The sequence below is a fragment of the Pseudomonas sp. NPDC086581 genome (assembly GCF_044746165.1).
Classification (GTDB): domain Bacteria; phylum Pseudomonadota; class Gammaproteobacteria; order Pseudomonadales; family Pseudomonadaceae; genus Pseudomonas.
This window is the reverse complement of the sequence record NZ_JBIVBR010000001.1, coordinates 92,803-115,335: the sequence shown is the minus strand read 5'-3', so window position 1 is coordinate 115,335 and position 22,533 is coordinate 92,803. Positions and strand designations below refer to the sequence as shown.

Genomic DNA, 22,533 nt, shown 5'->3' with positions numbered 1-22,533 from the left:
GGGCCCGCAGCGCGTCCGGCGGGCCTTGGCAGCATGCGGTGATGCATGTTTAATGGGCGCCCTTCAGGAATCAGGCGGCTTTTGAAATGGCTTTGATCGTACAGAAGTTTGGAGGGACCTCCGTCGGCACCGTCGAGAGAATCGAGCAGGTAGCCGAGAAGGTGAAGAAATTCCGTGAAGCGGGTGACGACATCGTCGTGGTGGTGTCCGCCATGAGCGGTGAGACCAACCGCCTGATTGGTCTGGCGAAACAGATCATGGACCAGCCGGTTCCGCGCGAGCTGGATGTGATGGTCTCCACCGGCGAGCAGGTGACCATCGCCCTGCTGAGCATGGCGCTGATGAAGCGCGGCGTGCCGGCGGTTTCCTACACCGGTAATCAGGTCCGTATCCTGACCGACAGTTCCCACACCAAGGCGCGTATCCTGAGCATCGACGATGCGAACATTCGCGCAGATCTGAAGGCCGGCCGTGTGGTTGTTGTCGCTGGTTTCCAGGGGGTGGACGAGCAGGGGAACATCACTACCCTCGGTCGTGGCGGTTCCGACACCACCGGCGTAGCCCTGGCGGCGGCACTGAAGGCCGACGAGTGCCAGATCTACACCGACGTCGATGGCGTCTACACCACCGACCCGCGCGTCGTGCCGCAGGCGCGTCGCCTGGACAAGATTACCTTCGAAGAGATGCTGGAAATGGCCAGCCTCGGTTCCAAGGTGCTGCAGATCCGCTCGGTGGAATTCGCCGGCAAGTACAACGTCCCGCTGCGCGTGCTGCACAGCTTCCAGGAGGGTCCGGGCACCCTCATTACCCTTGATGAAGAGGAATCCATGGAACAGCCGATCATCTCCGGCATCGCCTTCAATCGCGACGAAGCCAAGCTGACCATCCGTGGCGTACCGGATACTCCCGGCGTTGCTTTCAAGATTCTCGGCCCGATCAGTGCCGCCAATGTAGAAGTCGACATGATCGTGCAGAACGTTGCGCACGATAATACCACCGACTTCACCTTCACCGTGCACCGCAACGACTACCAGGCCGCCCTGGAAATCCTCAAGCAGACCGCCGTCACCATCGGTGCGCGTGAAGCTACCGGCGACACCAACATCGCCAAGGTTTCCATCGTCGGCGTCGGCATGCGGTCCCACGCTGGTGTCGCCAGCCGAATGTTCGAAGCCCTGGCCAAGGAAACCATCAACATCCAGATGATCTCCACCTCGGAAATCAAGGTTTCCGTGGTCATCGAAGAGAAGTACCTCGAGTTGGCGGTCCGTGCCCTGCACACCGCTTTCGAACTCGACGCCCCGGCCCGACAGGGCGAGTAAGGCGAGATATACCGAAAGGCGCGGCTACCCCGCGCCTTTTGTCGTTTTTGACTGTCTGACAGGAACTTTCTTTCCGGCAGGACTGGTCAATACTTGGGTGAAGGATTCGCGCACTTGATCTATACGAATCTGCCACCATTTCTTTTTTTGCAGACTGCTTATCCCGTAACACGTAAGGAGAAAGGAATGCTGATTCTGACACGCCGGGTCGGAGAGACCCTGATGGTCGGTGATGACGTCACCGTGACTGTATTGGGCGTCAAAGGCAATCAGGTGCGTATCGGTGTGAATGCGCCGAAGGAAGTTGCTGTGCACCGTGAGGAAATCTACCAGCGCATCCAGAAAGAGAAAGACCAAGAACCAAACCATTAATTTTTCTAAAATTTTTCTTTGCAAACGGGGAAAACATGGATATCATGCGCCCCGTGTTGCGGAGAGGTGGCCGAGTGGCCGAAGGCGCTCCCCTGCTAAGGGAGTACACCTCAAAAGGGTGTCGGGGGTTCGAATCCCCCCCTCTCCGCCATTGCATCCTCTGGTGCGATGAGTTGTCCGGTTACGTAAGTGACTGAAAAGATTAAAAAATCTTGTTGACAGGTCAGGAAAATCGCCCTAGAATTTGCGCCCTCATCAGCGCACTCATAGCTCAGCTGGATAGAGTACTCGGCTACGAACCGAGCGGTCGGAGGTTCGAATCCTCCTGAGTGCGCCATATAAGAGGCAACGCGAAAGCGGGGCTTCAGTGGCGAAAGGGCTGAAAAGCCATTAGCTGCAACCAGTTGGTGAATCTGGTTAAACTTTACCAACGACGCACTCATAGCTCAGCTGGATAGAGTACTCGGCTACGAACCGAGCGGTCGGAGGTTCGAATCCTCCTGAGTGCGCCATATACGAAAGGGCCTGCAGAAATGCAGGCCCTTTTTCTTTGCCTTCCAAAAAGAGTGGGCAAGTTGGTCAGCGCTTCGACTTGCCCGTCACGCAACCATCCTCGTCGAAGGTCACGGTACGTGCACCGCGCTTCTTGTCCGCCTCATAGTGATAGCGCAGTGTCTCGTTGTGCTGGCTGGTCCTGTCCGGCCTTCCCAGGGCGCTCTCCACGTCGCGGCGGGTCATTCCCGTCTTCACACGGCCCTCGATGATTGCCTTGCGCCGCGCGCTGCCCGTGACGCGGTTGCCGCAGCCATTCTGCTGTTCGCCAACGACCACGACCGCCTCTCGCTCGGCTTCCTTGCGCTGGCCCCTGCTACGCGCCGCAGGCTTCTGGGGAGCGGATTCCTGCGGAGTCGCCATTGGCACCGGCTCGCCGCTACCGGGGGTGGGGTTGTTCGCTTCTTGGATTTCCTGTTGTCGCTCCACCGGGCAGCCATACTGACTGAACAGCACGTGGCCATCGGCCGCCGTGCAGCGGAACACTGAGGCCGCCTCGCAGGTCGGTACCAGTGGAATCAGGATTGAGCAGAGCAGGGCAGGCAGGCGCATGGTGTCCTCCGTGATGGCGGGCCTGCGTGCAGCCTAGGAGTGGAAATTGTCAGTCGGGGCCGGGTGTCCTGTGGGAGCTTTCGGGCGTCGAACCGAGCAGTGATTCGCCAATGAACTTTCGCCTGCAAGCGATTGTTCTGGCCGCCATTTTGTAACGCCTAATACACCCCGGAGTGTTATCATTTCCCGCATCTGCCCTCGATGGGCGCATGGGACACCACCATGGACTTACCCAGTAGTTACTCAGAACCCCGATTGCGTACACACGACCTGATGTATTGATCCCCTCTGGCCCGTTCTGCCACTGGGGGTGGAGCGTGCTATGACCGAAGTAGAAGCCAAGAAGCCGCAGGAAAGCCTGCAGGACCGCCTCAACCAGGTGGTCGACCTGCTGCACAAGCACAAGCTGGTGGAAGACCTGACGCACCGTCAGGAAGGCCAGCACCAAGACCTCGTCGAAAACCTCGTGCACCGCCAGAACCTGGCGGAACTCCAGCGCAAGCTGGAAGAACTGCACCCGGCCGACATCGCCCACATCCTCGAATCCCTTCCACTGGATGACCGCCTGACGGTCTGGCAACTGGTCAAGGCCGAGCGCGACGGCGACATCCTCCTCGAAGTGTCCGACTCCGTGCGGGAAACCCTGATCGCCGACATGGACGATCACGAGATCCTCGCCGCGGCCAGGGACATGGACGCCGACGAACTCGCGGACCTCGCGCCGGAACTGCCGCGCGATGTGGTCCACGAGCTGATGGAAAGCCTCGACCAGCAGCAGCGCGAGCGTGTGCGTTCTGCGCTGTCCTACGAGGAAGACCAGGTCGGCGCGCTGATGGACTTCGAGATGGTCACCATCCGCGATGACGTCAGCCTTGAAGTGGTGCTGCGCTACCTGCGTCGCCTGAAGGAGCTGCCGGGCCATACCGACAAGCTTTTCGTGGTCGACTACGACGGCGTGCTCAAGGGCGTGCTGCCGATCAAGCGCCTGCTGGTGAACGATCCGGACAAGGACGTGGCTGAAGTCATGGCCACCGATCCGGTGACTTTCACACCCGATGAGGACGGTTACGACGCCGCCCAGGCGTTCGAGCGTTACGACCTGATTTCTGCCCCTGTGGTGGACAAGAATGGCAAGCTCATCGGCCGTCTGACCATCGACGAGATGGTCGACCTGATCCGTGAGGAAAGCGAAAGCGAAGTCCTGAACATGGCCGGTCTGCGTGAAGAGGAAGATATCTTCGCCTCGGTCTGGAAGTCGGTCGGCAACCGTTGGGCCTGGCTGGCCACCAACCTGGTCACCGCCTTCATCGCCTCGCGGGTGATCGGCCTGTTCGAAGGCTCCATCGAGAAGCTGGTGGCGCTGGCAGCGTTGATGCCCATCGTGGCCGGCATCGGTGGCAACTCCGGCAACCAGACCATCACCATGATCGTCCGCGCCATGGCGCTGGACCAGATCCAGACCAGCAGCGCCAACCGTCTGCTGCGCAAGGAATTGGGCGTGGCGCTGGTGAACGGCCTGGTATGGGGTGGGGTGATCGGCCTGGTCGCCTTCTACCTGTACGGCAACTGGGAGCTGGGTGCGGTAATGACCGGCGCCATGACGCTGAACCTGCTGCTTGCCGCGCTGATGGGCGTGCTGATCCCGATGACGCTGCTGCGCCTGGGGCGCGATCCGGCGATGGGCTCCAGCGTAATGATTACCGCCATGACCGACAGCGGCGGCTTCTTCATCTTCCTCGGATTGGCCACGCTATTCCTGATGTAGCGCCAGTTCCGCCGAAAAGGCCGCCCGCGAGGCGGCTTTTTTGCCTCTCGTTATGCGCCACCCGTAAATCGTGGACATGAAAAAGCCGGCTCGGGGCCGGCTGTTTCGGGTGTCGCGAACGAATCAGGCGTCGTTCTGTGCCATCTCGGCATCGTGCGCGATCAAAGCGATCAGCGCGTTCTGCTGACGATGGGTCAGCTGGCGGAAGCGCTGCAGCAGTTCGCGTTCGTGCAGGCTGAGTTCCGGGCTGTCGAGGCGGATGCCCAGATTGTCCTGCAGCGCACCTTCCTGCAGCAGGCTCTGTTCGAGACGCGCGATGATCTCGGAGTTCATGCTGCGGTGGTGGCTGCGAGCGACGTCGGCGATACGCTCACGCATGCCTTCGGGCAGACGTACGACGAACTTGTCAGCGGTACGGCTGGAGTAGGTGGGGGTTGCCTGTTTCAATGGGCGCATACTTTAAACCTGTAAGTCAGGGAGGCCGATGCCATGGGTCAGCGTTCGTTCAGGCCCTTTGACAGCGATTTCCAGTGGCCGTTCAGCGCGTCGTCAAAGCTTTTGAAAAAATATCCAATAACTTGACGTCAAACCTTCGGCATATTGTGTCTCGGGTGAAGGCTAAATGCCAGCACCAATCGTCCGAAATGAGACCGCCTAGGCAGACCCCTCTTTGGATTGGAGTTGAAGGGAAAGCTGGTGATGTGCCCGTCTCAGTCAGCGTAGTCGATATGTACCGTGCGCCTGCCTGCCGTTAGGCAGCCTGATGGGGGCACTTCGTCGCGGATGGCCATGATGGCACAGCGTTTGGTGGTGAGTCAGGGGTGGTGGGTTCGAGCGGGCGTCGATATCGGGTTTTCACTGATATCGCACAAGGCTCGGAGTATTATCCGCCCCGCGGATCAGAATTGAAGTAGCGCCGAGCCGCCGGCGTACCGAGAGACTCATGACCCCAGGCAGATTGATTTTCCTGATGGGCCCTTCGGGTTCCGGAAAGGACAGCGTGTTGCAGGCCGCCAGCGCTCCGTTGGCCGCGATGGATTGCCGGATCGTCCGGCGCGTCATCACTCGTTCCGCCGAGGCGCAGGGTGAAGAAGCGCACTCGGTAAGCGTCGACGAATTCACCGCGCTGGAGCGCTCCGGCGCCTTCGCCATGAGCTGGCATGCCAATGGCCTGCATTACGGCATACCCCGCGAGATAGATGACTGGCTCGCTGCCGGCCACGACGTGCTGGTCAATGGTTCGCGCAAGTACCTGCCCGAGGCCCGCCGTCGTTATCCGCGGCTGATCGCGGTGCTGCTGAAGGTCGATGCCGACGTGCTGCGCCAGCGTCTGCTCAAGCGCGGGCGGGAGACGCTGGCGGAAATCGAGGAGCGCTTGGCGCGCAACGCGCATTTCGCCGATGGCCTGCCCGGGCCGCTGGTGGAGCTGGACAATTCGGTGTCCCTGGATGTGACGGTCAGCCACCTTCTGGACCTGCTCGATCCTTCGGATGCCCAGGCCAGCTGAGGTCAGTCCAGGCTCAGCGACAGGCTGACGCCGTGAGGCGCGAAGCCCATCGCCGCATAGAAGCGGTGCGCCATTTCCCTGTCCTGGTGACTGGAGAGCGCCAGTTTGTAGCACTTCCAGTCCCGAGCCCATTCCACGGCCCGGCCAATCAGCGCCTGGCCTATGCCCTGTCCGCGTGCGCGGCTGTCCACCACCATGTCCTCGAGGATTGCCGAGCGGGCGAATCCATGGGCGATGTGTTCGATCAGGTGCAGGGTGCAGGTGCCGAGCAAGACACCATCGCGCTCGGCGATCAGCGTCACTCGCGAGGGTTGCTGGTCGCTCAGGGCGAGGGCGAGCAGCGCGGTGTCGGGCAGCGGGTCACGCGCCCCCAGTTGCTGCAGCAGCGGAGCAAGCGCCGCCGCATCATCGGCCGTGGCGACGCGCACATCGAAGGTAGCGAAAGGGGAATCGGGCAGGGCGCCGTCGTCTGTGGTCATGGTGATTCTCCGGCTGACGGCGAAATTATGGACCGCGACGGTGGCGGCGGCATGACAAATCGCTTGTCGGTGGTTAACATGCCGACCCGATTGTCCCGGTAGCTCAATTGGATAGAGCGTCCCCCTCCTAAGGGGAAGGTTGGAGGTTCGACCCCTCTCCGGGACACCAGTACGCCAAGGCCCGCATCTGCGGGCCTTTTTCGTTTCTACCCGGGGTGGCCATCAAGGCGAATAGGTCATCCGGTTGCGCCCGTTGTGCTTGGCGTCGTACAGCGCCTGGTCGGCCTTGATCAGCGCCTGGCTCAAGGTTCCGTCCGCCGTGAGATGGGCCAGGCCCAGGCTGATGGTGACGCTGGGCGTGCCGGGCAACTCGGCGGTCACGCGGCGTAGCTGCTCGACCCGCGACTGGGCCTCCTCAACGCTGATCCCCCACAGGTACAGGCCGAACTCCTCGCCGCCCAGACGGGCGAATTCGAAGTCCTGCATTTCATGCTGGATGGCGCGCGCGACGCGGGTCAGCACTTCGTCGCCGATGTCATGCCCGTAGGTGTCGTTGACCCGCTTGAAGTGATCGATGTCGATCATCACCAGGTAGCGCTGTTCGCCGTCGTTGCTCAGGCGTTGGCCGACGCGGGTCATGAAGGAGCGGCGGTTGGGGATGCCGGTGAGCGCGTCGAGGTAGGCCTGGTCCAGCAACAGGCGCGCCATGGCGTAGTTGTACAGCTTTGACTTGCTCAGGTGGTGGAAGATGTAGACCGACAGCGCACTGATGAACAGCGGGTAGCTGACCAGCATGCTTCGCCGAGCGTCCAGGGCCGGCACATCGCCCAGCAGCGGGTTGAGGAAGGTCCAGGTCACTGCCAGCACTGAATAAAAGGCGAGATTGTTCAGCGGCATCGCGGTGGCGCTGTAGAGCACCGTGGCGGCGGCGATCACCAGCCAGGCCGGGCGCAGTGGCTCCGGCAAGCCATCGATCACCAGGCGCGCGCCGAGGCTGAAGGTGATCACGAAGGCCAGGTTCAGCCAGTAGAAGTGCACCGCCTTGCGCACGAAGCTGGCCAGCACGGTGATGAGGAAGAATACGCCGAGAAAGAGTACCGAGACGTAGGTGAAACCCTGGCCGGCCTGGAAGCTGACGATGAGGTCGAAGAGCAGCCACATCGCGGCGCTCACGGCAAAGATCAGCAGGCTGAGGCCGTGGAGTCGCTCGAAATCGTGCTGGAGGAATTCGGCCCTGATCCCGGCCGGGACGCTTTGCTTGAGTATCTCGGACTCGATGGTCTTGAACATGAACCGCCCTGTGCGCGTGTGGGATCGCTCGCGCGAGAATAGCCGAACCCGCTGCCCACTGCGCTAGCGTGCGGCGGGCATCGGGCGAGGGATCTCAGGGCGTTGCGGATATGCTGGGGTGCGCGCGCTGGTTGTCCAGCAGCACCTTGCCCCAGGGCCGGTAGCGCACCTCGAAGACGGCGCTGGCGTGGCAGCCCGTGGGCGCGCTGGAAGGCGCGGCAGCTTCTGCATGGAAGGGCTGGCCGGCGGCACTGGTCTGGCGGAAGGCTTCGCGGACGATGCCGACCGGGCAGGGCAGGGCCGCGGCATAAGCCTGGCGCACGCGCTCGGGCAGCGCGCCGGTGCCGGCGCCGTCCTGCCACCAGACCTGCACGCCGAGCCCGGCTATCTGCCCCAGCCAGTCGCCGTAAACCTGCGGCGCCAGCTTGCCGCCGGAGAAGGCGCTCAGTTGCAATGGCGCCTTCAGCTGGCCGGCGAAGTCCTTGAGCTGATGCTGCAGGGCCTGGCGGCGTTCGACGGCCTGGAAGTTCCAGTCATCCAGTTCCATCGGCAGGTACCAGGCGGCGACCGGCAGTTTCCACTGTTCGCTGATCTTCCGTTGCTGCGCCAGGGAGCGGCCCAGCTGGTGCTGCCAGTAGGCTTCGAGGCCGGGTGTGTCCATTTCGCTCTGGCGCTGGTAGTAGGCCGGGTCCATGTAGAGGCCCAGGACCAGTTGCAGGCCGCTGTCATGAGCGCTTTTCAGTGAGCGGGCGAGCCAGCCGCTGGCACCGCCAAAGTCGGAGTCGCCATAGGCGGTCCATTGCACGATCAGAGTCTTCGCGCCCTGGGCCGCGCTCGCGCGCCAGATCTGCTGCCACTGCGCGTCGGTCAGGGAGGCATCGACATTCAGCGGCTGGTAGAACAGGCGGTCATCGGCGTGCGCCGTGGCGGCGGAGCACAGCAGGGCCAGGGCGAAAATCAGGCGTCGCATCAGAAGTTCACCTCGAGTCCCACCAGCCAGCCGTTGGCCTGTTCATAGAGATTGCCCGCCATGCCCAGCTGGTACTCGGTACGCACGGTGACGTGGGCGCGGTAGGCGTTGTAGCGGTCTTCGCCGTACCAGTACTGCCAGCGCAGGCCGACGCCGCTGCGCAGGTCCTGACGCCAGTCGTTGCTCGGGTCCTGCGCGGAGAACTCGGCAAAGCCGTACGGCATGATCGTCTGCGGCGAGTCCACTGGCAGCTTCCAGGTGTGGCCCTGCTGGTAGCGCGAGACCCACTGGTGGTCGCCGGCGTGAGTCCACCAGGCGAAATCGGTGTAGAGGAAGCGCTCATCCCAATCGCTTTCGTCCACGCGCCAGTCGTTGCGGTAGTCGCCCTGGTCGAGGAAGGAGGCGGTGGCGCGCAGCAGGAAGTCGGTGGAGGTCTGGCCGTACTTGTCGCGCTGGCGCACGTAGCGCTCGAACTTCTCGGGTGTGCCGATCTCGTGCAGGCGGATGCCGTCGAAGGCGTAGTCGGAATCGCCGTCGTTCTTCACCGTGTTCTGCTTGTACAGCTCGCTGTAGAGGTTGAGGTTGTAGTCGCCGAAGGGCTTGTAGCGCAGGCCGAAACCGGCGGCGAGGGTCTGGGTGTACTGCTTGCGTCCTTCATTGCCGGCGATCGCCCGGCCGTACACCGAGAGGGTGCTGCCGTTGCGAGTCGGTTCCTCGCCCAGGGCGTGGTCCCAGATGAAGGTCTGCAGGTTCTGCGATTGCGCACGGCGGCGGTTGCCGGTCTGCCTGTCGTCATTGAGGATCGGCACCGTGGTGACGCCGGCCGGCGACCAGGTACTGGCGATGGTCAGGTTGTCGCGCTGGGACAGCACCTGATGCGCGCGGCGCTGGCGGAAACGGCGGGCTTCGAGGCTGCCGTACTCGTCGTCGGCGGCGACCGGGTCCTGTTCCAGGTCGATCACCCGGCGCAGCTCGCGGCGGGCGGCGAAGCTGTCCTCGGCCTCGTCGTAGCGCCAGGCGAGGGTTTCGCCCAGGCGGAAGTCCTCGGGGTAATCGCGGGTGGCACGCTCCAGGTAGGGGATCGCGGTGCGGCGCTCTTCCGGGGTGTCGGTGCCGGCCAGGCGCATGCCGTAATCGGCGCGGAAGCGCGGATTGTTGGGTTCTCGGCGTACCGCCTCGGCTAGCCAGAGCTTGCTCTGCTGCGTGTCCCCGGCCTTCTGTGCACTGCCTGCGGCGTTGTAGAAGTGCTGGCCGTTGGGTTCGTGCTGCAGGGCCTCGCGGTGCCGCGAAAGGGCGTCGGGGTAATCGCCGCGGGCGTCGGCGATGTTGGCACCCAGTGCCCAGTCGTCCGCGCTGGCTTTCTTCGCCTGCTGCCAGTAGCGCTCGGCGCCGGCATTGTCATTGGTGAGCAGCGCGGCGCGGCTTGCGGTGAGGCGGGCGTTGTCATTGAGTTCGCTGGCGGGCAGGGCGTTGAAGATGCGCAATGCACCGGCGGGATCGCCGGCGGCTTCCAGCGCATAGGCCAGCGGCAGCTGGCTTTGCTTGTCGCCGTGGGCGATCGCGGCCTGGTAGTAGACCACGGCTTCGCCGGGGCGCGCGGGCATGGCACAACGGCCGAGGGCGCGCAGTTCGCCGGGGGTGTTGGAGTTCGGGTTCAGGTAGCGCTGTAGGGCGTCGCAGCGCCCGGCCTCGGCGAGGCGGCCGAGCAGGTAGCCGCGCGACACCGGGTCGGCCTTGGGCAGCAGGGCTTCGATCCGAGCGACGTCCAGCGGTGTGTCGCTGCGTGCGTGGATGCCGGCCAGACGTTGCAGCAGGGCGGGCGGCAAATTGCCGCCGCGGCGGTCGTAGGCGCTTTCCAGCAGCTGTTTGGCGCGTTCGGTGCGCCCGGCGTTGAGGGCGAGGTAGCTGGCCTGATCCAGCGCCTTGAGGTCACCGGTCTGGCGATAGCGCTGCTCCCACAGTGCTGCGGCTTCGCCAGTGCGGCCACGGGCCTGCAGTAGCTCGGCGCGCTGGCGCACGGTGTCAGGCGTCTGCGGCTGGCGCGATAGCCAGGCCAGAGCCTGGTCTGTGCGCCCCTGGCGTCGCCAGGAGTCCACCAACTGGTCACGCCGGGCGGTGTCCCAGGGTTCGGGCAGCCGGGTGTTTTCCAGCAGGTCGGTGGCGTCCAGGCGCTGGGCCAGCACCAGCCAGGTCTTCGGATCGTCAGCGGGCTTGCACTGCTGCAGTTTCGCAAGTGCGGCAGCCTGATCGTGGCGCGACAGCCATTCGGTGGTTTCCAGGCACGGCCGATTCTGCTGGTCACTGAGTTTGGTCACCAGCGAGGTGTCGGCGCTGTCGCGGGCGACCTCCAGTAGTTGCGCCTGGCGCGTGGGGTCGTTGCGGTCCTGCTCCGGCAGGGTGAGCAACCAGCGCTTGGCCACTTCAGTCTGCTCGACGGCGATAGCGCGGTCGATGATCGCCAGTCTTGCCTGGCGCGCGGCGTTGGCATCGGGCGCCTGCTGGATCAGTTGCTCCAGCGGCTTCTCTTCCAGGCGTTGGGCGTAGGCGTTGGCCAGGCGTCGCCAGTCGTCGGCGGAGAGCTGGTGAGCGGCGGCCAGCGGCGCCAGCTGGGCGATGGTGGTGTCCCAGTCGCGCAGTTGTTCGGCCCAGTTGGCGCGGGCTTCGCGCAGCACGCGGCCGTCGTTGCCCGGCGGCAGGGTGCTCAGCCATTCCAGTGCCTTTGCCGGCCCCTGGGTCTGCCCGAGGCGAAGGCTGTAGGCCTGCCACAGACGCACACGCTCGTTGGCGTTGCTGGTGTGGGCCAGCCACTGGTTGATCTGGGCTTCGGGCGGCGGGCCGTTCTCGATCAGGTCCAGGCGCAGTTCGGTCAGGGCTTGCGCGCCGGCATCGGTGCCCGCCAGCGCCTGGGCTTCCTTTTCGGCTTCGTCGAAACGCTGCTGCTTGGCCAGGGACTGGATCAGCAGGGAGCGTGCCTCGGTGTTATTCGGCACGCGGCCCAGCAGGTGGCGCATCAGGCGTTCGACTTCCGCCCAGTTGTTCTTCTTCGCTTCCTTGTAGCCCTTGTCGAGGTAGGGGAAGCTGCGGAAACGCTGGAACTCGCTGAGCTGGTCGTCGGCGGCCTGCGCCAGTGGGGCGGCGATGCTCGCCAGGATCAGGCCGTAAAGCAGGGTTTGTTGCGGTTTCACACGGCCTCCCGGGCGATGCGATAGGCCTCGTGCTGTTCGCTGGCCTGTTCCTGGAGAGCTTCTTCGAGCACCTGCTGGGTGATCATGCCGCGCTTGATCAGGTGTTCGCCGAGGGAGTCCTGCTCGGGATCGAAATCGATCAGCGCCTGGTTGAACAGGCTGGGCGGGACCATGCCGCGCACCTGCAGCAGGGCGCCGAACATCACCACGTGCCCGCTGAGTCGTTCCATCAGGGCTTCGTCGCCTTGGCGTTGCCTGAGCACCTCCACAATGGCGCGGGTTTCGTCGGTCTGGTTGCGGCCGCCATACCAGTGCCGCAAACCAAGGGTGACGCGTCCCTGGGGAGCCAGTCGACCGCGCACCGGGCGCTTGAGCTGACGGCTGATGGCGCCGAGGGAGACCTGGCTTATCTGCTGTTCGCTGGCCAACACCAGGGTGTTGCCCTCGATGGCTACCGGCAGCACCGCGTAGCGCAGTGCGAGCTTGCGCGGCAGTGCTTCGATCAGCTTCTCGTCCAGAGTGAAGGGATTGAGCGGCGCCCATTCCTCACCCAGTTCCTCGGCCAGTGTTTCGACCAACTGGGTGCTGGTGATCAGCTCGCGCAGCAGTAGCTCGCGGCCTAGGCGGCGACGGACCGGGCTGGTCAGCGCCGACTGCAGCTGCTCTTCGGTGATCAAGCCCTTCTCCTTCAGGCGCTGGCCCAGCGGCGTGCGCTGCGGGCCGGCGAGGGCGGGGAATTCGTGGGTGGTCTTGTCCCAGGCGACCCGGCGCGAATCGCCCATCTCCATCACCTGCTTGAGCGCGCGCAGGTTGGCGAAGAAGTTGACGAAGTTGCTCCACATCATCCGCGGCGCCGACAGCAGCCCCTCGAAGATGCCGTAGAAGCGAGTGACGAACCAGAAACGCTGGAACAGTCGGTTGAGCAGCATCAGGCCGTTGAGGAACAAGAGCACGACCAGCAACTGGCTGCCTTCGAGGATCGACGGGAAGCGCCAGGCGTTGGGCGACAGGCTGGTGATCAGCCACATGGTGATCAGCACCAGGAACAGCAGGTTGACCAGGAAGCTCAGCAGGTAGGCGATCAACCCCCGGCGGTCACGCCAGAGGAAGTAGTTGAGCATGGTCTTGCTGCTCCAGCCCAGGTTGCGCGTGCCTTGGAAAACGATCCCGGTGATCCACCTGGACTTCTGCCGGATGGCGTGCTGCCAGGTGCGCGGGAAGTGTTCGCGCACGCAGATGACCTGTGAGAAGCGCCGGTCCATGCCCGGCACCCATTCGTTCTTCAATGCCAGCTGCGGGTCGGTGATGGAGTAGCGGGCGAAGATGCACTTCATGCCTTTCTGCTTCAGGCGGAAGCCGATGTCGTAGTCCTCGGTGAGACTCTGTACATCGAAGGCGATGCCGTCGCCGTCCTCCAGCAGCGCTGCGATGGCGCGGCGGCTGAAGCAGGTACCGACGCCGGCGCTGGGCACCTGGCCGGTCAGTGCTTCGCGTACCGGCACGTCCTTGCCGTGGTTCTCGGCAAACTCGTCGACGTAGTGGCCGGCGGTGAAGCCGGTCCATTCCGGGGCGTAGGGGTAGACCGGGATCTGGATCAGGTCCTTGGCCGGCAGCAGGTAGTTGAACAGGCGCAGTTCCAAAGGCGAGATGACGTCTTCGGCGTCGTGCAGGATGAAGCCGGAGAATTCGATGCGCGCGTCGGCCTCGAAGCGCAGGATGGCGTCGATGATGTTGTTCAGGCAGTCGGCCTTGCTGGTGGGGCCGGGGCGCGCGCAGACCACCTTGTGCACGTTGGGGTAGTGCAGGCACACCGCGTCCACGTCCGCCTGGGTCTGCGGGTCGTTCGGGTAGGTGCCGACGAAGATCTGGTAGTTCTCGTAGTCCAGGGTGGAAGCCGCCAGGCGGGCCATCTCGCCCACCACGCCGACCTCGTTCCAGGCCGGCACCATGATCGCCAACGGCTTCTCCGGAGCGGCGAACAGGCGTTCCTCGTCGGCCCGGTCGAAGCGGTTGTAGATTCGGAAGCGGCGCACCAGTACGCGGCCCCAGTACACCAGGTCGATGAACAGGTCATCCAGTCCGAGCAGGAACATCAGCGCGGCGAGGATGATCGCCAGGTACTTCAGGGCATAGAGAACGTAGGTGAGGATATCGACCAGTTCGAGGCTCATTCGAACTCGCTTGGCTTGCGTGATTCACCGAACCAGGACAGCAGCCGGGCGACGATCTTCTCGCTGGCATGGCCGTCGCCGTAGGGGCTGAATACTCGGCTCATCTGTTCGTAGACTTCTTCGTCGCGCAGCAGATGGCTGGCTTCGCTGACGATGCGGCTGGTGTTGGTGCCCACCAGCACCACGGTGCCACCTTCCAGTACGGCGGGGCGCTCGGTGACGCGGCGCAGCACCAGCAGCGGCTTGCCCAGCGCCGGCGCTTCCTCCTGGATGCCGCCTGAATCGGTGAGGATGATGTACGCGCGGTCCATCAGCCAGACGAAGTGCTGATAGTCCTGCGGGGCGATAAGGTGGATGTTGGGCTTGTCCGAGAGCAGGCCGTACACGGCTTTCTGCACCTGCGGGTTCAGGTGCACCGGGTAGACGAAGTCCACGTCGGGGAAGCGCTGGGCCAGCTCCGCCAGGGCCTGGCAGATGCGCTCGAAACCCTTGCCGAAGTTTTCCCGGCGGTGGCCGGTGATCAGTACCACGCGGCGGTCCCCGGTAAATTTGGCCAGGGGCGAGTCGATAGCGGGTTTCCAGTTGGTTTCGTGTAGGTGCTCGCGCATCCACAGCAGGGCGTCGATCACCGTGTTGCCGGTGACCTCGATCTGGTCGATGTTCACCCCTTCGCGCAGCAGGTTGTCGCGCGAGGCCTTGGTCGGCGGGAAGTGCAGGTCGGCGATCACCGCGGTGAGGCGGCGGTTGGCTTCCTCCGGCCAGGGCTGGTGGATGTTGCCGGTGCGCAGGCCAGCCTCGACGTGGCCCACCGGGATCTGCCGGTGGAATGCGGTGAGGGCGGCGATGAAGCTGGTGGTGGTATCACCGTGGACCAGCACGATGTCCGGACGATGGCGGTCGTAGCTGTCGTCCAGCTTGCCCATCATCTGCAGGGACAGACTGTTCAGCGTCTGGCCCTGGGTCATGACGTCGAGGTCTTCGTCCACCTCGAGTTCGAAGGAGTCCAGCACTTGCTGTAGCATCTCGCGATGCTGGCCGGTGGAGCAGATACGCAGCTCGATTTCCGGGGTACGGCGGAGGACGCGGGCGAGGGGGGCCATCTTGATGGCTTCCGGACGGGTTCCGAAAACCATGGTGACTTTGTACTTCATCAATTGCTCCTTGGGCGCACCCTTGTGAGGCCGCCTTCGGTTTCCGTGTGGGATTTTTCCAAGGGCAATGAAAGTCGCTCAAGTCCGGGCTGTCCAGCTACAACTGGCATTGCCAGTGATACAGGTCAGGTATGTTGACCTTTTCGGGTGTTTTGTCGCCTGGCTGCAGGCCGCGTCGTCAGTGGGCTGGCGCCGGTTTGCCGGCAGCGCCGAGAAAAAATGTTGATGGATTTTTCGAATAGGCGGATCGGTCGATGCTGAGCGCGGAATTGAAGGCGTTCTACCGGGTGGCGAAGCTGGGCAGCATCACCCAGGCGGCGAAGAAACTCGGCCTCAGCCAGCCGACCGTGACCACGCAGATCCGCAACCTGGAGAGCCAGTATGCGGTGGAGTTGTTCTATCGCGGCGGCCGTCGCCTGACCCTGAGCGACGAGGGCGCGCGTCTGCTGCCGATGGTCGAGGCGCTGTTGCAGCAGGAGGCTGATATCGAGTTCTACCTGCGCAACTGCGGGCAGATGCAGGGCGCGCTGCGCATCGGCGCCACCTCTCCTTATTACGTGCTCGGGCTGATCAAGAGCTTCCGCGAGCGCTTCCCGCAGATCGAAGTGTCGGTGGAGATCGGCAATTCTCAGCAGGTGCTCGAATCGCTGATCGAATGCCGGGTGGACCTTGCGGCCTCCTCGCAGCAGGTGGACGATGCGCGCCTGACCCGCGTGGTGCTGGGCAGTGATCCGCTGGTGCTGGCGGTGCACCGCAGCCACCCGCTGGCGGCGCTACAGTCGGTGAGCCTGGGCGACTTGCGTAGCCATTGCCTGCTGATGCGCGAGGCGGGTTCGACCACCCGCCAACTGACCGAGGCGATGTTGCAGCAGGCAGGGGTGACGCCGGCCTCGATGCTGGAGATCGGCAGCCGCGAATCGATTCGCGAGGCGGTGATCCGCAACCTGGGCGTGAGCATCATCGCCCGCCAGGAAGTGCCGGATAACCCGCAGTTGTGCGTGCTTGAGATCAAGGGCGCGAGTTTGATCGACGAGTACCTGTATTGCCTGAAGGACCGGCGGCAGGCGCGCCTGCCGAGCGCTTTCCTGGCGTTGGCGCAGGGGTAGAGATCGCTCCTTGTATGAATGGACTTCGCGATCCGTTGGCAGGGCGGTGGTGTTGCAGGTTTCCTGCTTTGGCTTGGGTGTTTCAGCGCCGCCATGGAGTGCGCGCAAACTCTGTGTTTCGCCCCCTCGGGCGAGTCCCTTTTGGCAAACGTCGGATAGCCGCCCTCCCAAAAGGAACCAAAAGGTCTTGCCCCGGACATCCGGTTTTTCGCCTAGGCGAAAAATTCCCTCGTTGAATTGAAGTTTCAGGGGCACGCCGCGAAGGGCCGTCCCTGGCCCATCGCGGCTCTCGCGGCATCCATGCCGCTCAACCCCTGAAACTCCAATTCAACGAGGCCTCCTGAACGGGGCAGTTCGGCGCCTGCGGATGTTTCTCTGGAAGTCTTTACGAGCCAGAGCCAGAGCCAGAGCCAGAGCGGCGCGGAGTGGCTCTTCGTAGGACCGAGGGGGACGCCTAGTTCTTGCTCGCGAACAACCTGGCACCGCTACCTACCTGTACAAGCGGAACTTGTCCGCGATTGGAGTTCCCATTTCCACCGAAATCACGGCGAAGCACGACCGTAGGATGTGTGGAGCGAAGCGATACCCATCGATCTCGCGCACCGTCAGCTTCGTAGGGCGAACAACGCGCCAACGTTATCCGCCGCTGTGGTATCGGCGGAGAACCCGTTCCGGGTTATGCGCCCTACGTTTGCCCGCTCAATACCGCTACTTCCAAAAATTTTTCGCCCCCCTACCCAAATCTGCCTATGGATCTATCGGCGCACTTGGCCCTTCAGCAATAGTCCCGTCGCAATCCGTCCCTAGCATGGACCTCGTTCCTTCACGTCACGGCTCACGCGGCGTGGACCACAAGAAAACGAGGTACCGCCATGCATCCCACCGTCGCCGGCACGCCGCTCAGCGTGCGCCACATCCGCAAGCGCTTCGGCCAGTTCGTCGCCCTCGACGGCGTGTCGCTGGACGTCAAGGCCGGTGAGCTGGTTTGCCTGCTCGGCCCTTCCGGCTGCGGCAAGACCACGCTGCTGCGCTGTATCGCGGGCCTGGAGCGACAGGACGATGGCAGCCTGCACCTGGGTGATCGCGATGTGTCGAACCTGCCGCCGCAGGCGCGGGACTACGGCATCCTGTTCCAGTCCTACGCGCTGTTCCCCAACCTCACGGTCGAGCAGAACATCTCCTACGGCCTGACTAACGCCTCGAAGGATGAAGCGCGCCGCCGCGTCGCCGAGATGCTCGAACTGGTCGGCCTCACCGGCAGCGAGAAGAAGTATCCCGGCCAGCTCTCCGGTGGCCAGCAGCAGCGCATCGCCATGGCCCGCGCGCTGGCGCCAAGCCCGTCGCTGCTGCTGCTCGACGAGCCGATGTCGGCGCTGGACGCCCGCGTCCGCGAGCATCTGTGCGGCGAGCTGCGCCAACTGCAGAAGAGCTTGGGCATCACCACCGTGATGGTCACCCACAATCAGGACGAGGCCATGTTGATGGCCGACCGCATTGCGGTGATGAACCACGGGCGCATCGAGCAGTACGGCACCGCCCAGGAGATCTACAGCAACCCGAGCACGCCCTTCGTCGCCGAGTTCGTCGGCCAGGGCAACTGGCTGCCGTTCGAGCGAGGCAGCGATGGTCATGCGCGGGTCGGCAGCCTCAACCTGCGCCTGCACTGCCAGGCACCGAGCGCCTCGGGCCGGCTGTTCTGCCGCCCGGAAGCGATCAGCGTGAACCCTGCCGTGCACCAGGAGAACCTGTTCCGCGCGCAGATTCGCGAGATCACCTTCCTCGGCAACCGCTGCCGCATGAGTTTCGAGCTGGAACAGTTGCCGGGCCACGCGCTGCTGGCCGAGCTGGCGCCCGAGGACATGCCGCGCCTGGGCACCCCGGACATCTGGGTGTCGCTGCCGCCGCGCAGCCTGCAGGTGTTCGCCTGAGATGGAAGCCGTGGTGAAACACAACCTGGCGCTGTCCGCCGGCAGGATTCGCGGCGATCTGGGTGATCGCCTGTTCGTCCGTGGCGGCAAATACCTGCTGCTGGTCCTGCTCACCCTGGCGGTGCTGATGCCGTTGCTGGCCATCTTCTGGCGCGGCTTCAGCGGCGAAGCAGGGCAGGGCGGCGGCCTCGCGGCCATGGGCGAGCTGCTGCGCAGCGACAACTTCCACTGGCTGCTGGGCAACAGCCTGAAGGTCTCGGTCAGCGTGGCCTGCATCGTCGTGCCGGCGGCCTACCTGTTCGCCTACGCGCTGCAACGCACGCTGATCCCGGCCAAGGGCCTGTGGCGCGGGATTTCCCTGCTGCCGCTGCTGGCGCCGTCGATGCTGCCGGGCATCGCGCTGATTTACCTGTTCGGCAACCAGGGCCTGCTGCGCCACCTGCTGCCGGACAACATCTACGGCTTCTGGGGCATCGTCCTCGGCGAGGCCATCTACACCTTCCCCCATGCGCTGATGATCCTGCTGTCGGCGCTGTCGCTGGCCGATGCGCGCCTGTTCGACGCCGCCTCGAGCATGGGCGCCGGGCCCTGGAAGGCCTTCCGCAGCATTACCTGGCCGGCCTCGCGGCAGGGCGTGTTCGCTGCCTTCTGCCTGGTGTTCACCCTGACCATCACCGACTTCGGCGTGCCGGTCGTGGTGGGCGGCGACTACCAGGTGCTGGCGCTGGAAGCGTACAAGGCGGTGGTCGGCCAGCAGCAGTTCGGCCGTGGCGCGCAGATCGGCATGATCCTGCTGCTGCCGGCGCTGCTCAGCTTCGCCGTCGACACCTGGCTGCGCCGTCGCCGGGGCGACGCCATGAGCGGCCGGGCGCAGGTCTACCACCCCAAGACGTCACGCCGCCGAGATGCCGCCTTCCTCGCCATCGTCGTGCTGATCAGCGCGGTGTTGCTGGGCGTGCTCGGTATGGCCGTGTACTCCTCGCTGGTGAAGTTCTGGCCGTACAACCTGTCGCTGTCGCTACACCACTACGACTTCAACACTACCGCCGGTGGCGGCTGGCTGGCCTACCGCAACAGCCTGACGATGGCCGCGTGCACCGCAATCATCGGCAGCGCGCTGATCTTCACCGGCGCCTACCTGATCGAGAAGACCCGCGAGCAGCGCTGGCTGAGCCAACTGCTGCGCATGCTGTGCTTCGTGCCGATGGCCGTGCCGGGCCTCGTGCTGGGCCTGGGCTACGTGTTCTTCTTCAACCTGCCGGGCAACCCGCTGCATGTGCTCTACGGCAGCATGGCGCTGTTGGTGGTGTGCACCATTTCCCACTACCTGACCACCGCGCAGATGACCGCCACCGCCGCGCTGCGCCAGCTCGACGGCGAGTTCGAGGCGGCTGCGCTGTCGCTGAAGATGTCGCTGTGGCGCCACTACCTGCGCGTCACCGTGCCGATCTGCCTGCCGGCGCTGCTGGATATCACCCGCTACCTGTTCGTCTCGGCGATGACCACGGTGTCGGCGGCGATCTTCCTCTACAACCCGGACACCATCCTCGCCGCCGTCGCCGTGCTGAACATGGACGACTCCGGCAACGTCGGCGGCGCGGCCGCCATGTCGACCCTGATCCTGCTCACTTCCGCAGCCGTGTCGCTGCTGCTGGCCGGCGCCTCGCGCGGCCTGCTGCGCCGCTCGCAGGCCTGGAGGAAGGGCGCGAACCCGTAACCCCGCTGGACGCTGTCGCCCGGTGCTTGCGTGCCGGGCTCAACCCCTGACAAACCCGCCCCGCGCGGGAGACCAACACTGCCAAGGAGCTCCACATGTTCAAACGTCTTGCCCTCGCCGCCGCCGTGGTTGCCGGTTTCGCTGCACAGGTCCACGCCGCCGACACCGAGCTGACCGTCTACACCGCCCTGGAACCGGAACAGCTGACCGCCTACAAGCAGGCCTTCGAAGCCGAGAACCCGGATATCAAAATCAAGTGGGTGCGCGACTCCACCGGCATCGTCACCGCCAAGCTGCTGGCCGAGAAGGATCGCCCGCAGGCCGACGCCGTCTGGGGCCTGGCCGCTTCCAGCCTGGCGATCCTCGACCAGCAGGGCATGCTGGAGAAGTACGCGCCCAAACACCTGGACGCCATCGGCAAGAACTACCGCGACCCGGCCAACCCGCCGGCTTGGGTCGGCATGGACGTCTGGGCCGCGACCATCTGCTTCAACACCGTCGAGGCCGAGAAGCTGGGCCTGGAGAAGCCGGTGAGCTGGCAGGACCTGACCAAGCCCGAGTACAAGGGCAAGATCGTCATGCCGAACCCGGCTTCCTCGGGCACCGGCTTCCTCGACGTCTCCGCCTGGCTGCAGACCTTCGGCGAGAAGCAGGGCTGGGCCTACATGGACGCGCTGCACGAGAACATCGGCCAGTACGTCCACTCCGGGTCCAAGCCGTGCAAGCTGGCCGCCGCCGGCGAATTCCCGATCGGCATCTCTTTCGAATACCCGGCCGTACAGCTCAAGCGCCAGGGCGCGCCGCTGGACATCGTCCTGCCCAAGGAAGGCCTGGGCTGGGAAATCGAAGCCACCGGCATCGTCAAGGGCACCCAGCATGAAGCCGCGGCGAAGAAACTCGCCGACTTCTCCGCCAGCCCGAAAGCCATGGAGCTGTACAAGGAAAACTTCGCCGTGCTGGCACAGCCGGGCATCGCCAAGCCGCAGACCGAACTGCCGGCCGACTACGAACAGCGCCTGATCAAGAACGACTTCGCCTGGGCCTCGAAGAACCGCGACGAGATCCTTGCCGAATGGCGCAAGCGCTATGACGGCAAGTCGGAGAAGGTCGCGCAGAAGTAATTTTCCGAGCGAGGATTCCCTCTCCCTAGCCCTCTCCCTTCAGGGAGAGGGTTGGGGAGAGGGGCTCTTCACCACGCAGGACATACCCCCATGACCCACACCCACTGCGACGTCGCCATCGTCGGCGCCGGCATCCTCGGCCTTTCCCACGCCTACGCCGCTGCCCGCCGCGGCCTCTCCGTGCGCGTCTTCGAACGCACCGCCACGCCCCTGGGCGCCTCCGTACGCAACTTCGGCCAGGCGCTGGTCACCGGCCAGCCGCCGGGCGTGATGTCGGACCTGGCCCGTGCCAGCCGGCCGATCTGGGCGCAGTGGGCAGAGGGCGCGGGGTTCTCCCTGCGGCGCAACGGCTCGTTGCTGTTCGCCCGCAGCGAAGCTGAGGAGCATCTGCTGGAAGCCTTCTGCGCCGGCCGCGCCAAGGAGCTGGAGTATCGCGTGGGCCTGCTGCGCGGCAGTGAACTGAACGACCTCTACCAGGGCCACTTCCGCCATCATCGCGCGGCGCTGCTGGGCTTCGACGACCAGCAGCTGTATTCCCGCGAGGCGCTGCCGAGCCTGATCGACTACCTGCACCGCGAGCACGGTGTTGAGTTCCACTTCTCCACCCTGGTGCGTGACGTCGACACCGGCGTGCTGTGCACCACCGCGGGCACCTTCACCGTCGGACAGGTGATCGTCTGCTCCGGCCACGACTACCAGACGCTGCTGGCCGAGGTCATCGCTCCGCTGCAGCCGCAGGTGTGCCGCCTGCAGATGCTGCGTGCCCGCCCGCAGGTCGACATCGGCCTCGCCCATTCGATCCTTACCGGCCTGAGCTGCGTGCATTACGGCGCCTTCTCCGACCTGCCCGAGACCGAGGCGGTGCGCGAGCAGATTCGCCGCGAGACACCGGAGCTGGAAGAGCAGGGCATCCACCTGCTGGTCAGCCCGACGCCCCATGGCGAGCTGATCATCGGCGACTCCCACCACTACGGCAGCGATGCCGCGCCGTTCAATGCCGAGTTCGTCGACCGGCTGATGCTGCAACTGGCCGAGGACACGCTAGGCATGCGCGTGGAAGTGGTCGAGCGCTGGCAGGGTGTCTATGGCTCGCGCGGGCCGGGGCCGTTCTCGGTGCTGCAGGCCGGCGATGGCATCACCGCCGTGCTGATGCATACCGGGGTGGGCATGAGCATCGGCCCGGCGCTGGGCGAGCGCACTGTGGCGACCCTGTTCGGCTGACACGTGGCTGTCATCTGACTTTCATGGGTGTCTGGTAACACCAAGGGGCGGGCGCAATCTGCTCTTCGTAGGAGCGAGCTTGCTCGCGAATAGCCCGTGCCGTGCGGGTTCGCGAGCAAGCTCG

Annotated in this window: 17 protein-coding genes and 4 tRNA genes; 13 read left to right on the top strand and 8 right to left on the bottom strand. The window is 64.4% G+C overall.

Features of this window, described 5'->3' with window-relative positions:
• The first annotated feature begins 86 nt into the window (after positions 1-86).
• From ACIPK7_RS00530 to ACIPK7_RS00510, 5 genes are all read left to right on the top strand, one after another.
• Positions 87-1,322, top strand: a complete 1,236-nt coding sequence (locus tag ACIPK7_RS00530) for an aspartate kinase (protein ID WP_401084366.1) — start codon at positions 87-89, stop codon at positions 1,320-1,322.
• Positions 1,323-1,508: 186 nt separating this feature from the next.
• Positions 1,509-1,694, top strand: a complete 186-nt coding sequence (gene csrA / locus ACIPK7_RS00525; RefSeq protein WP_003085981.1) for a carbon storage regulator CsrA — start codon at positions 1,509-1,511, stop codon at positions 1,692-1,694.
• A gap of 60 nt (positions 1,695-1,754) precedes the next feature.
• Positions 1,755-1,845 (top strand) — tRNA-Ser (locus ACIPK7_RS00520).
• 109 nt (positions 1,846-1,954) lie between these two features.
• Positions 1,955-2,031: transfer RNA gene (locus tag ACIPK7_RS00515), tRNA-Arg, on the top strand.
• Between the two features lie 98 nt (positions 2,032-2,129).
• Positions 2,130-2,206: transfer RNA gene (locus ACIPK7_RS00510), tRNA-Arg, on the top strand.
• Between the two features lie 67 nt (positions 2,207-2,273).
• Here the strand turns inward: ACIPK7_RS00510 and bamE are convergent.
• On the bottom strand, positions 2,274-2,798 hold the full coding sequence (gene bamE, locus ACIPK7_RS00505; RefSeq protein WP_401084363.1) for an outer membrane protein assembly factor BamE: 525 nt from the start codon (positions 2,796-2,798) through the stop codon (positions 2,274-2,276).
• A gap of 322 nt (positions 2,799-3,120) precedes the next feature.
• Between bamE and mgtE the strand changes: the two genes are divergently transcribed.
• On the top strand, positions 3,121-4,563 hold the full coding sequence (gene mgtE, locus ACIPK7_RS00500; protein ID WP_192430278.1) for a magnesium transporter: 1,443 nt from the start codon (positions 3,121-3,123) through the stop codon (positions 4,561-4,563).
• A 123-nt stretch (positions 4,564-4,686) separates the two neighbouring features.
• Here mgtE and amrZ read toward each other — a convergent pair whose 3' ends face one another.
• Positions 4,687-5,019: a transcriptional regulator AmrZ gene (gene amrZ / locus ACIPK7_RS00495; protein ID WP_017517196.1), complete on the bottom strand. Its 333-nt coding sequence runs from the start codon at positions 5,017-5,019 to the stop codon at positions 4,687-4,689.
• A 487-nt stretch (positions 5,020-5,506) separates the two neighbouring features.
• On the opposite strand from amrZ, the gene phnN reads away from it, so the two are divergent.
• On the top strand, positions 5,507-6,070 hold the full coding sequence (gene phnN / locus ACIPK7_RS00490) for a phosphonate metabolism protein/1,5-bisphosphokinase (PRPP-forming) PhnN (protein ID WP_401084359.1): 564 nt from the start codon (positions 5,507-5,509) through the stop codon (positions 6,068-6,070).
• A gap of 2 nt (positions 6,071-6,072) precedes the next feature.
• On the opposite strand, the gene ACIPK7_RS00485 is transcribed toward phnN, so the two are convergent.
• Positions 6,073-6,549 carry a GNAT family N-acetyltransferase gene (locus ACIPK7_RS00485; RefSeq protein ID WP_192430276.1) on the bottom strand — a complete coding sequence of 159 codons (477 nt, stop codon included), beginning with the start codon at positions 6,547-6,549 and terminating at the stop codon, positions 6,073-6,075.
• Between the two features lie 92 nt (positions 6,550-6,641).
• On the opposite strand from ACIPK7_RS00485, the gene ACIPK7_RS00480 reads away from it, so the two are divergent.
• Positions 6,642-6,718 (top strand) — tRNA-Arg (locus tag ACIPK7_RS00480).
• 53 nt (positions 6,719-6,771) lie between these two features.
• Here the strand turns inward: ACIPK7_RS00480 and ACIPK7_RS00475 are convergent.
• From ACIPK7_RS00475 to wecB, 5 genes are all read right to left on the bottom strand, one after another.
• A complete protein-coding gene (locus tag ACIPK7_RS00475; protein ID WP_401084356.1) occupies positions 6,772-7,839 on the bottom strand; it encodes a diguanylate cyclase domain-containing protein in 1,068 nt (355 codons plus the stop codon).
• Positions 7,840-7,933: 94 nt separating this feature from the next.
• Complete coding sequence (locus tag ACIPK7_RS00470) at positions 7,934-8,809, bottom strand: DUF4434 family protein (RefSeq protein ID WP_401084353.1); 876 nt, start codon at positions 8,807-8,809, stop codon at positions 7,934-7,936.
• Positions 8,809-11,994 carry a phage receptor gene (locus tag ACIPK7_RS00465; RefSeq protein WP_401084350.1) on the bottom strand — a complete coding sequence of 1,062 codons (3,186 nt, stop codon included), beginning with the start codon at positions 11,992-11,994 and terminating at the stop codon, positions 8,809-8,811. The genes ACIPK7_RS00470 and ACIPK7_RS00465 overlap by 1 nt, the downstream gene beginning before the upstream one ends.
• Positions 11,991-14,165, bottom strand: coding sequence for a cyclic di-3',5'-guanylate-activated glycosyltransferase NrfB (gene nrfB / locus ACIPK7_RS00460; protein WP_192430272.1), 2,175 nt, complete (start codon positions 14,163-14,165; stop codon positions 11,991-11,993). The genes ACIPK7_RS00465 and nrfB overlap by 4 nt, the downstream gene beginning before the upstream one ends.
• Positions 14,162-15,316, bottom strand: a complete 1,155-nt coding sequence (gene wecB / locus ACIPK7_RS00455; RefSeq protein WP_401084347.1) for a non-hydrolyzing UDP-N-acetylglucosamine 2-epimerase — start codon at positions 15,314-15,316, stop codon at positions 14,162-14,164. Before wecB ends, nrfB begins: the two co-directional genes overlap by 4 nt.
• Positions 15,317-15,570: 254 nt before the next feature.
• On the opposite strand from wecB, the gene ACIPK7_RS00450 reads away from it, so the two are divergent.
• The 5 genes from ACIPK7_RS00450 (at position 15,571) to ACIPK7_RS00430 (ending at position 22,409) form a co-directional block, all read left to right on the top strand.
• Positions 15,571-16,422: a LysR family transcriptional regulator gene (locus tag ACIPK7_RS00450; RefSeq protein WP_401084344.1), complete on the top strand. Its 852-nt coding sequence runs from the start codon at positions 15,571-15,573 to the stop codon at positions 16,420-16,422.
• 872 nt (positions 16,423-17,294) lie between these two features.
• Entirely contained in the window at positions 17,295-18,350 is a 1,056-nt protein-coding gene (locus ACIPK7_RS00445) for a putative 2-aminoethylphosphonate ABC transporter ATP-binding protein (protein WP_401084342.1), read from the top strand.
• A 1-nt stretch (position 18,351) separates the two neighbouring features.
• Complete coding sequence (locus ACIPK7_RS00440) at positions 18,352-20,067, top strand: putative 2-aminoethylphosphonate ABC transporter permease subunit (protein ID WP_401084339.1); 1,716 nt, start codon at positions 18,352-18,354, stop codon at positions 20,065-20,067.
• Positions 20,068-20,162: 95 nt separating this feature from the next.
• Entirely contained in the window at positions 20,163-21,188 is a 1,026-nt protein-coding gene (locus tag ACIPK7_RS00435) for a putative 2-aminoethylphosphonate ABC transporter substrate-binding protein (RefSeq protein ID WP_037012373.1), read from the top strand.
• A 90-nt stretch (positions 21,189-21,278) separates the two neighbouring features.
• Complete coding sequence (locus ACIPK7_RS00430; RefSeq protein WP_401084336.1) at positions 21,279-22,409, top strand: TIGR03364 family FAD-dependent oxidoreductase; 1,131 nt, start codon at positions 21,279-21,281, stop codon at positions 22,407-22,409.
• Positions 22,410-22,533 lie beyond the last annotated feature (124 nt).